Annotated in this window: 6 protein-coding genes and 1 pseudogene; 1 reads left to right on the top strand and 6 read right to left on the bottom strand. The window is 48.7% G+C overall.

Annotated features, from left to right (window positions below):
• Positions 1–247: 247 nt before the first annotated feature.
• The 6 genes from ACYQ8U_RS18170 to ACYQ8U_RS18145 all read right to left on the bottom strand — a co-directional run bounded on the left by ACYQ8U_RS18170 (position 248) and on the right by ACYQ8U_RS18145 (position 9,317).
• Positions 248–862 carry a TetR/AcrR family transcriptional regulator gene (locus ACYQ8U_RS18170; RefSeq protein WP_459946982.1) on the bottom strand — a complete coding sequence of 205 codons (615 nt, stop codon included), beginning with the start codon at positions 860–862 and terminating at the stop codon, positions 248–250.
• A 428-nt stretch (positions 863–1,290) separates the two neighbouring features.
• On the bottom strand, positions 1,291–2,700 hold the full coding sequence (locus ACYQ8U_RS18165) for an HD-GYP domain-containing protein (RefSeq protein WP_459946981.1): 1,410 nt from the start codon (positions 2,698–2,700) through the stop codon (positions 1,291–1,293).
• 874 nt (positions 2,701–3,574) lie between these two features.
• On the bottom strand, positions 3,575–4,696 hold the full coding sequence (locus ACYQ8U_RS18160; protein ID WP_459946980.1) for an ABC transporter permease: 1,122 nt from the start codon (positions 4,694–4,696) through the stop codon (positions 3,575–3,577).
• A gap of 2 nt (positions 4,697–4,698) precedes the next feature.
• The gene (gene rbbA / locus ACYQ8U_RS18155) at positions 4,699–7,488 is read right to left on the bottom strand and encodes a ribosome-associated ATPase/putative transporter RbbA (protein WP_459946979.1); all 2,790 of its coding nucleotides are present in this window, start codon (positions 7,486–7,488) and stop codon (positions 4,699–4,701) included.
• Positions 7,485–8,558 carry an HlyD family secretion protein gene (locus ACYQ8U_RS18150; RefSeq protein ID WP_459946978.1) on the bottom strand — a complete coding sequence of 358 codons (1,074 nt, stop codon included), beginning with the start codon at positions 8,556–8,558 and terminating at the stop codon, positions 7,485–7,487. Before ACYQ8U_RS18150 ends, rbbA begins: the two co-directional genes overlap by 4 nt.
• A gap of 18 nt (positions 8,559–8,576) precedes the next feature.
• Complete coding sequence (locus tag ACYQ8U_RS18145) at positions 8,577–9,317, bottom strand: TetR/AcrR family transcriptional regulator (RefSeq protein WP_459946977.1); 741 nt, start codon at positions 9,315–9,317, stop codon at positions 8,577–8,579.
• A 436-nt stretch (positions 9,318–9,753) separates the two neighbouring features.
• Between ACYQ8U_RS18145 and ACYQ8U_RS18140 the strand changes: the two are divergent.
• Positions 9,754–10,476: pseudogene (locus ACYQ8U_RS18140) on the top strand (IS1634 family transposase); the annotation flags it as partial.

Below are 10,476 nucleotides of genomic sequence, written 5' to 3'. Positions count from 1 at the left end.
CCAATGTCTTTAAATTGTTCGAAGATAGACTGATCCTGGAAAGAGAGTACAATCGGCAGAACTTTTGATAGTACTCTCGATAATCAGGGTGTCTGTGGTGATGCTTAAAGCCAACCAACTGGTATGGTTAATTGGTTGGCTAGGTCGTTTCAATGTAAAGTCCTTGATCTGTTTATGAAGCATCATCGCCCACCAAAACTTTGCGGTGATTATCAGCTTTGATGGGACGGGTCTTGAAACCAGATCATCAGAATGCATTGCCATTTGTCTTACTCAGTCCAGAACGTAGTAACTCAATCACATGTTTTGCCACCATATCTGGGTTGTCATATTCGGGACGATGCCCTGGCATTAACTTGCGAAGAAGACCTGCCTCAAAAGAAATAACCACCAGACCAAAGACAGACATTGCAAGCATATGTGCATCGTAACGAGAATCCAGTTCAACAACCAAATCACGAAGGGCGACAAATAGATCCTTAAACACATACTCCGCCAACTTTTGCTGACGGACCTCATCACTGTCGAGCCTCACCCATTGCATCAAACGTAGGAAGTTCTCATTTGTTGCCACCAGATGGGTGAGATTTGTAATAAACAATTCAAGCCGCACCCAAGGTGCACCATTACCGTTGAGAACGATTATTAGCTTAGCTGTCTTTTCCCTGAATTCATGCGCAACCACCTCCAGGTAAAGCTGCTCTTTATCAGAAAAGTAGTAGTAAAGCCCTGCAGGGGTAATCCCAGTAGCAGCAGCTACATCTCTCATTGAAACTCGGTCATAACCAAATGTGGCAAAAAGAGCACCCGACAGTTCCAGAATGTCTTGCTTAGTTTTTCTCTTGATATTGGTTTGGATCATTGTATCACCGATGATTCAGTATAATGGGTTTATTTAAACGAACGTTCAGTGAAAAATATATACTGAAACTTTTACTTAGGCAACAGTTTTAAATAATAGCTGAAGAAATCTGTATATAATACTACGCCGAATTACTATATTTACCAGTAATATCGGGTTATTGAACTCAAGGTGGTCTTCCCATGAAAAGGCCAATACTTTTTTTGGAGTGGCGGAAAAATTTTGCGACGAAAAAGCTTATATTAAAACATTGACCAAAGTCCGGTGGCTCTACAAAGAGTTCATGTTCCGAGAGCCTGTCCGCCGTGCAGCCTATGGGTACTGGAAAGAGTGCTCATGGATTATGTTCGGGAGCGATTCTGAAGAGGCTATATTTATACCGGTATGGAATAATTCAACCTCGATGAGACAAAAAACTCCAGGTATGCTCACAACCTTCGCAAGCTATCTGGTAGACAGCTGGTACCTGAATATTCATCGTGCCATTCCTCCATGGCTGCAACCCACGAATGACGAATTTGCTTTTTCATGAACTGAGCAAGGTAAGAATCGTTAAAGAAATGCGCTGAAGCTGCAGTTTCAAGCATACGCTCAACTTCCGCTTCCGCTAGGCTGCTGACTTGTGCATACATATCGTCTACAATCGTACTAAATGCCCTCACCAATTCAGGATCAAAAAAGCTTCCGGTACCTTCGTGCACAATCCTCATCGCAGTGTCGACGCTAAACGGTTCCTTGTAAGGGCGTTTGGAAGTTAGAGCATCGAACACATCGGCAATGGTGAAAATGCGCGCATTGAGTGGAATTTCTTTACCTCTGAGTCCGCGCATATAGCCACTGCCATCGAATTTTTCGTGGTGGAATTCCACCACTTCGCGGGCCATCTCATTAATAGAGGGCGACTTGCTGATAATATCCACCCCGAGCAGTACATGGGCGCGCATTACCGAGAATTCAGCCTCTGTCAACTTACCGGGTTTTAACAGAATGTTGTCGCTGATGCCGATTTTACCTACGTCATGCAGAAATGCTCCAGCGATAAGACTGCGGATCTGAACGCTATCCAGATTGATAGATTCGGCCAAACGGATGGCGTAAATGGTGACACGATAGTTATGCAGACCGGTATCAGAGTCCCGCTGGGCAATCGCTGTGCCGAGCACCGCCATCAGTTCGAGGTTGCCTTTTAGCAAATTCGCAGCAAATCGTACAAGTTCGCGATGGAGAAAAATGGTCAAAGGATAGAATACAATAGAGGTGATCAATGCCACGGTTACAATTAGCAGCAGGTTTCGCACCATACCACTTCGGAGTTGTTGAACCCTTTCGAGGTCAACCCGATAGACACCTTCAAAATAACCAGCAATGGTGCCGTTTTTTTCCCGTAGCGGCAAAAGTATCTGTATGAACACAGAGTCGCCGATCAGCACCTTGCGAAAAGATCTCGATTCAGCTAGCAAAAAAGGCTGGGGATGTTTCTTTTCCCAATTATCAACGATATCGGCACCAACAGTAATTTCCTTGATAATTTTTCTCATATCACGATTGTAGAGTGTAATATTCACGAAATGACCCTTGAGAAACTCCCTCGTTTTTTGCTGGAGTAAGATTAAATTAACATTGGACTGGTCCAAAAGATGTAGATTCTCTTTTGTAAATAGTTCAGACTCCTTTAACGCCAGATTCATGAAGAAGTTGTCGGCATCTTTCATTTCCATGTAGAAATCTATCCCCCCGATGACGAGCGACAGTAAAATCCAGATGATGAACAAGCGTTTGATGGCAACCTTGCGAATATTCAAAATCATATTTATTTCCTCTGCATCAATGGTCGCCACACTGGCCAGCTAAGCTACATTCATGTGTTAACTCGGTATGTTACATCAGATAAACTCTTCGCCGAGACTCATTGATCGATTTTTTCTTATAGGTGAAATACTCAGCGCAATAAAATTGAATCCTCACATGGTTTACTCAGTCCCATACTGAGTAATTCCATCACATGTTTTGTGCAAATACTTCTGGTGTATTTTGTTCTGGATGATGCCCTGGTATAAATTGCCGATTGTAACAACCTCAAAAGAGAAGAGGGACACTCGGTCGACTTTGTAATACCATTGGCAATATTAATAGTGTTATGGTAACAGCATCGTTTGCCATGTCATTTCCTCCTTTTGTTTTAGGTTAGATGAGTATGACACACTAGGGGTATCATATAGTGAGTATCCTGGATTTTTTTTCACAAGCTAAATTTCAGGGGTAATCAGAAAAGTTTCTCATGAAAATATTTTGGTACATGGTGGACATATCCCATGTACCAAAATCTGGCCTCGGAATGTTTTTGAATATACGATTCCATTTGCACCTAATTGCCTTCAGCGTCTTTTGTCTTTTTACAGCAAGTGAGTAAATATGACTCTGTTCTACTTGATCGTAAAAATCGGATGAAAAAATAAAAAGCTGAAGCAATTGTGGATGGGATTGATGCTTATTGCGAAAGGAGTAAACTTTCCATCCAGCATCATCAAAGGGAAAAATTCCCTATACTTGAGTGTAAAAAATCCCAACAGAATGGGAAAAATGACTGTTATCCATGGTATTGCTTTTACGTTCAATAAATACCTGTTAATTCAAGGAAACCATACCAAAGTAAACCAGGCGCTACCAAAAATACATATAACATCATGTAAGATATTCGCCCCCAGGGCCTCCTCATGTCATCATCCCGATGGTTTTTCGGAAACGAACCAATGTGATGCAGAAAAAAATCATACCTATCAGGACGAGAATGATGAATTGCGGCCATACTACATCCAGACCTGCACCTCGATAGAGAATAGCTTGGGCAAGTGAAACAAAGTGGGTCGTCGGTGCTACCTGCATTATAACTTGAACAAAATCAGGCATGCTTTCGCGCGGTGTGATCCCGCCGGAGAGCATTTGCAGCGGTAATAACAAAAGCATCAACAGTAACCCGAACTGTGGCATCGACCGGGCGATGGTGCCCATGAAAATGCCCATGGAAGTCGTGGCGAACAGGTGCAAAGTGGTGCCGACCAGAAACAGTGCGAGTGAACCTTCAATCGGAACCGACAAAAGCCACTGTACCACAAAGACCAGCGCAAAAGCACATGCGGCAAGCACCACCAAACCCATCGCCCAGACCTTGCTCATCATGATCTCAAACGGTGTCACCGGCATAACCAGCAGATGTTCGATTGTCCCATGCTCCCGCTCGCGAATCAAAGCAGCGCCGGTCAGTACGATGGACAGCATGGTGACGTTGTTAATCACCTCCATCACCGCACCGAACCACGATTGGGTTAGTGAGGGGTTAAAGCGCGCCCTCAGTTCAAGATCGACCGATTGCGTTGCAATCCCACGATAGTGCTGGACAAATTCTGCTACCTCACCGGTGATCATGGATTGTATATAGCCGCTGCCGCTAAAAGCCTGGGTCATGCGGGTCGCATCGACGTTCAATTGAATTGTTGGTTGTCGCCCAGCCAGCAGATCACGCTGAAACTCGGGCGGGATGTTCAGGGCGAAGGTATCGATGCCGGTATCCATCCGGCTATCCATCTCGGTTTGACTAATCATCACCGGCGTGAGAAAATGTGGTGGATAGAAGGCGTCAACGATACGCTCCGACAATGGCGACCTATCTTCATCAACAATGGCGATCGGTGCCTTATTGAGGGTTTCCGGCATTGCCGTGGCACCCGAATACACCGAAACCGTGAAGGCAAAGACAATAAGCACCTGCATTATCGGATCCCGGGACAGGCTGCGCAGTTCTTTGATACCCAGCTGGCGAATGTTGTCGATACGCATATTCAGGGCTCCTGTTTCCGTAATAACATCACGCATAGCCCGGTCAACAAGGGGACGGTCAGTATAAGCGGAATAAAAGATGTCTGCAGAGCTGCGAAGTCAAGGCCCTTGGAAAATGTGCCGCGAGCAATGATAAGAAAATAGGTGGTGGGATAGACGTTGCCGATCATCCTGCCCAATCCCTCCAGGGAAGAAACCGGGGAGGTCATGCCGCAGAACTGTACGGCAGGAAGAATGGTGAGCACTGCTGTACCAAAGATGGCGGCAATCTGGCTGCGCACAAAGGTGGAGAACAACAGGCCCAAGGCGGTGGCCGAAGTTACATACAGCAGTGCCGCGATGGATAAGGTGAAAAAACTTCCCTTCATCGGCACACCGAAAACGGTTACCGCCAGCAATGACATGAGCAAAAAGTTGACCATTGCCAGCCCGATGTAGGGCAGTTGTTTGCCGAGCAGAAATTCGAGCCGCGTGACAGGCGTGACGTAGAGGTTGACGATGGAACCAAGCTCTTTTTCCCGTACTACGCTGAGCGCCGTGAGCATAGCCGGAATCATCAACAGCAGGAGCGGAATCACAGCCGGTACCATCGCCACCAGACTCTTGACATCCGGGTTATAGCGAAACCGAGTTTCGATGTTGACCAGACCGGCGGAACGGAGCTGGCCAAGCTTTCGGTCAGCGATATCGGCCAGCCAGTGGGCATGGATCCCGCGCACATAGCCTTGAATGGTTTCAGCACGCTGGGGCATGGCACCATCAATCCAAGCTCCTATCGCAACCGGGTTGCCACGCGCAAGATCACGGGCAAAGCCTGGTGGGATTTCCAGGGCAAGGCTGATCTCGCCGGCACGCATTCGTCGGTCCATATCAGCGTAATCTGTAATTGGCGCATGTTCGATGAAATAATAATGCGAGCCGGCAATATTGAGCGCATAGTCGCGGCTGGTCGTGGACTGGTCGTGATCGAGCACGGCATAGGAGAGACCTTCCACATCCATGGTAATCCCATAGCCCATGATGAACATCAAAACGACACTGCCAAGCAGTGCTAATGAGGCACGGATCGGATCACGGTATAGTTCAAGTGCCTCTCGACGGGTATAGGTGAACAGGCGGAGAATTGCAGACGAAAATCTTTTATTGAAGGCAGTGGTATTTGATACGAGCGGGGAGGAGAGGTCCATCGCCGCATCCTCTGACATTTCCGGGGTCTTACTTTCCGGTAGTGCATCTTCCAGATAACCGATAAAGGCTTCTTCCAGTGTTGCTGCTCCACGTTTTTCAACCAGAGCTGCCGGGGTATCGCTGACCAGCACCTGTCCGGCGTGCATCAGGGAAATGCGGTCACAACGTTCGGCTTCATTCATAAAATGAGTTGAGATGAAGATGGTGACTCTGTCTCGGCGGGAGAGGTCAATCAACATTCGCCAGAACTCATCACGGGCGATTGGGTCAACCCCGGAGGTGGGTTCATCCAGGATCAGCATCTCCGGACGATGGATCATCGCCACAGCCAGGGAGAGACGCTGCCGTTGCCCCAGGGGAAGACGGTCGGGCAACTCGTCCATGACCCCGGTCAGGCCGAAACGTTCTGCCATTTCGCTTATACGGTTGGGGATATCGTTGATCGGTACGCTATATAGCCTGGCATGCAAAGTCAGGTTCTGTTCCACCGTCAGCTCGGAATAGAGAGAAAAGGACTGGGTCATGAACCCGACGCGTCGACGGGTAGCAATATCCTTTGGATTCACCGGCTGTCCGAAAAGCCAGGCCTCGCCCCCACTGGCTGTCAGCAGACCGGTGAGCATCTTCATCGTCGTTGTCTTGCCGCAGCCATTGGAACCGAGAAAACCGAAGATCTCTCCGCGTTTGATGCGAAAACTCACATGGTCCACCGCTGTGAAGTCACCAAAACGCATTGTCAGATTCTTCGCCTCAATGGCTGTCTCACCATCATCGAACGGACGTGGCGGGATCCGCACCGTCTGATGGCCGACCCGTTTTTCCACCGGCAGCAGAGCAATGAAGGCGGTCTCCAGATTTTTGGTAGAGGTGCGGTCAAGAAGTTCCTGAGGCGTGCCGGTGTTAAGCACCCGCCCATCATCCATGGCCACCAGCCAATCGAAACGGGCAGCCTCTTCCATATATGCGGTAGCCACCAATACGCTCATACCGGGCTTATTAATACGGATACGTTCGATCAAGTCCCAGAAGTATCTGCGCGAGAGCGGGTCGACGCCGGTGGTAGGCTCATCGAGGATCAACAGGTCAGGATCGTGAATGAGAGCACAGCACAGTCCAAGCTTTTGCTTCATACCGCCGGAGAGTTTGCCGGCCGGTCGGTCATGAAAGGGTGCTAGTCCGGTCGCTTGCAATAATTCGCCGATGCGGCGTTCACGTTCCTGGCGACCGTGGCCGAACAGACGGGCGAAAAACTCGATATTCTCAAATACCGACAGAGTTGCATAGAGATTTTTACCCAACCCTTGTGGCATGTAGGCAATGCGGGGGCAGACGGTTTTCCTGTGGTGTGCTTCGGTCATGTCACCGGCCAGCACTTCGACTTGGCCGGTCTGGATGATACGAGCGCCGGAAACCATTGAAAACAGGCTGGATTTGCCGACCCCATCCGGCCCGATCAGTCCGACCATTTGTCCCGCCGGAAAATCAAGGGTGATGGCATCCAGGGCCAAGGTCTTGCCGTAACGCAGGCTGACATCGGTTAATCGTACGATCGGCGCAGTCCCTGTCGCAATCGACGAAATATCTGATTCACGGCCGGTCATCATTGCGGCAGCCTCACCTGCAGATGGTCAGGCCATTCGGTTTGCGGATCCAACCGTATATAGGCCATGCCCGGCAGGCCGGTCTTGACCTGACGGATATGTTTTTTGAGCAGATCCGGGGAGATCTGCGCCTTTACCCGGAACATCAGTTTCTGCCTTTCGCTTGCGGTTTCCACAGTTTTAGGTGTGAACTGGGCAACGTCGGCAACGAAAGAAACCTGAGCCGGAATGACATAATTCGGCGCCGCATCAAGCACGAGGTGCACCTCGGAGCCGATAGTTAATCGACCCGCAGCTGCAGTGGGCAGAAAGAAGGTCATGTAGACATCGCTCAGATCGAGCAGATTGACTATCTTGCCTCCGCCGGCGACGACTTCACCGGGCTGTGCCACGCGATACTGTACCCGCCCGTCGCGAGGAGCCGTCAGCACGCTGTCGGCGAGATCTGCCTGAATTCGTTCAAGGGTAGCTTGGGCAGCCTCAACATCAGAATGGGCTCCGATAACCTGAGATCTGGCCGTAGCGATGGCTGCGGCCGTAGCTGCCACTTGGGATTGGGCCGCATGAAACACTGCCTGCGCACTGAGGAAAACTGCACGATCATCGTCGACCTGCTGTAGCGAAACGGCACGGTTGGCAACCAGCGATTCCGAACGTTTCAGGCGTTTTCCGGCCACATCAACTTCGGCCTTTCGCTGAACAACTACCGCTTCTGCCACCGCTTTTTCGCTTATGCGCGTAACCAACTGGCTACGGGCTATCTCGATGGCATTTCCCGCCTGCCGTAACCGAGCCTCGGCCTCTCTCTGTTGAGCCTCAAGCACAGCAGTATCCATTTTTGCAAGAATTTGCCCCGCTGTGACGAAATCGCCTTCATTTACCAATATTTTCATAACCCGGCCTGCGGTCTTGGCGGCGATGTCTATTTCCACCGCTTCGATGCGGCCATTGCCACTAGCAATTCCCTCATTCTTTTTGTTGCCGCCATATTGTTGCCACGATACCACGGCCAAAATGGTGATTACCAAGATCCCGACGCTTCCGTTTAGCCACTTTTTCACATTGCCAGTCATTATTCTTCCTCAAACAGTCTAAGCTATGGTCGATATAAAAATTGGGTCTCCACAATGCTGTTGTTTTTTTATTCCATCCCAACATGCATGAATAGTCTGCATAATTAAAGAATCATCCAGATCAATGAATCCGAGAATATGGTCTCTGGCCACCCCAAGAATAGGGCCAAAGGATAGGGCAAAGAGGACGATCAAAGGGAGATCCTTCACAAGCCGCTGAGCGACACCGTCGTCGAAGATTCTTCGGAACAGATCGTCATCTTCAGTCTCCAGGAGCTTGGCCCTGCGAAACGCTATGCCATAAGGCGAGTTGAGGTACTGTTCCAGGAAGCGGAATTCAAGAGGATTGGCTATAAAATATCGGAGGAGTGCTGAACTGACATGGAGAAACCTTTCCCTGAGTGGCTGGTGTGGTAGATAGCCCTTCAGAAGAGATGCATGAATTTTGTCATGGAGCTCCTGAAACAATTCTGTGATGAGGATATCCTTGTTCGCAAAATAGCGGTAGATAGTACCCATCCCAACGCCAGCTTGATTAGCAATGCTTGAGATTGGTGCACCATGGAAACCATGTTCAGCAACCAATTCCAATGCTGCCCGCAGTACATTTTCACGTTTTTCAGAAATTACCATCGTCTGCACCTTCAATAGGAGTGAATATTCACTCCTATTGAACCTTTTATTTATTTTTGTCAAGTGTCCTTTTTTATTGAGCCCAGTCGTCAATACCGGTTCATAAGCATCTTTTGCGTCTGTCACCCTTCCTACCAAGACCAGCGAGAGCTTTACCTTTGTCAATCAAAGCATGAGTATCAAACGGATTGATCTCCAAAGCCTTTTCATAGGCAATGATCGCATCATCTCTCTTCCCAAGAGAAGGTTTCCGTTCACCTTACAGGTTGATGGTACCATTATTTCCCAGTACCTCCCCCAGTTTTTCATTACTCCCCAGCCATTCATAGATTAAAGGGGACGAAATGAGGTTTTGTAATGGGCACAGGAAAAAATGGGGATCGATAGGTGATTTTGGTGGAATCGTTCTGTTACTTGATAACCCGAAAATCGGATAAAGCGCACACTTTAAGCCAAAAAAACAACCCCATAAGCACGGTTAGTTGAAAAACCGTGCTTTTTTCTTGCCTTTTTTGCGTGCACGTATTAAGTTTATACGTACATTCTAAAGGGGAGTTTATTCATGGCTAAACAAATAACAGGAAAAACTCACGTCGGCGAACGGCGTGAGAAGCGTCCGAATGGCGATATTTACATCTATGAACGGATTACGGCCTACGACGAAAAGACCAGAAAGACCTATACGGTCAGTCAGAAACTCAAGGGAAAAATCAAGTCGGGAACCCAAGAAATTGTGCCGACTCGTCCGAAAAAACACAAAGGCGAAAGAGGCATTGCCGATGCAACACGTCAGCATACCGGCCTCACGGACATCCTGGAATGGGTGGGCAAGGTTTCCGGCATTGATGATGATGTACGTGCTTCATTCAGCGAGGGTGATGCGGCGAAGATGCTTTCTATCGCACGCTACTGGATCGGTTCCGGTGGCAACACGCTGCCGCGCCTTGAGAGTTGGCAGGTGATGCACCCCCTTCCATATGGTGAAGGGATCACTGAAGACGTGTATGGCAACCTGTTTAAGGATGTTGGTCGCAATGAAGAAGGCGTTCAGTGCTATTTTTCAGCTCGAGCGGCACGACTGGGAAAATCGCCTGTGCTGGCGTTTGACTCAACCACCATCTCGACCTACTCTGAAAATCAATCGGAGGCACGGCGGGGGTTCAACAAGGATGGCGACGGACTCAATACGATCAAGCTTTTGACCATATACTCCGTGAAGGCTCGCGAACCAATGGCCTTCGCTAAGCAACCCGGTAATATTCCGGATGTCATCTCCATTGAAAAT

Source organism: Desulfocastanea catecholica, from assembly GCF_054657295.1.
The sequence above is the reverse complement of the archived record's forward strand: the minus strand, read 5'-3'. Positions and strand labels throughout refer to the sequence as shown.

Excerpts from the sequence above, each read along its gene's own strand:
- ACYQ8U_RS18170 (WP_459946982.1), bottom strand. The coding sequence starts at position 862 with ATGATCCAAACCAATATCAAGAGAAAAACTAAGCAAGACATTCTGGAA.
- ACYQ8U_RS18160 (WP_459946980.1), bottom strand. The coding sequence starts at position 4,696 with ATGCGTATCGACAACATTCGCCAGCTGGGTATCAAAGAACTGCGCAGC.
- rbbA (WP_459946979.1), bottom strand. The coding sequence starts at position 7,488 with ATGATGACCGGCCGTGAATCAGATATTTCGTCGATTGCGACAGGGACT.
- ACYQ8U_RS18150 (WP_459946978.1), bottom strand. The coding sequence starts at position 8,558 with ATGACTGGCAATGTGAAAAAGTGGCTAAACGGAAGCGTCGGGATCTTG.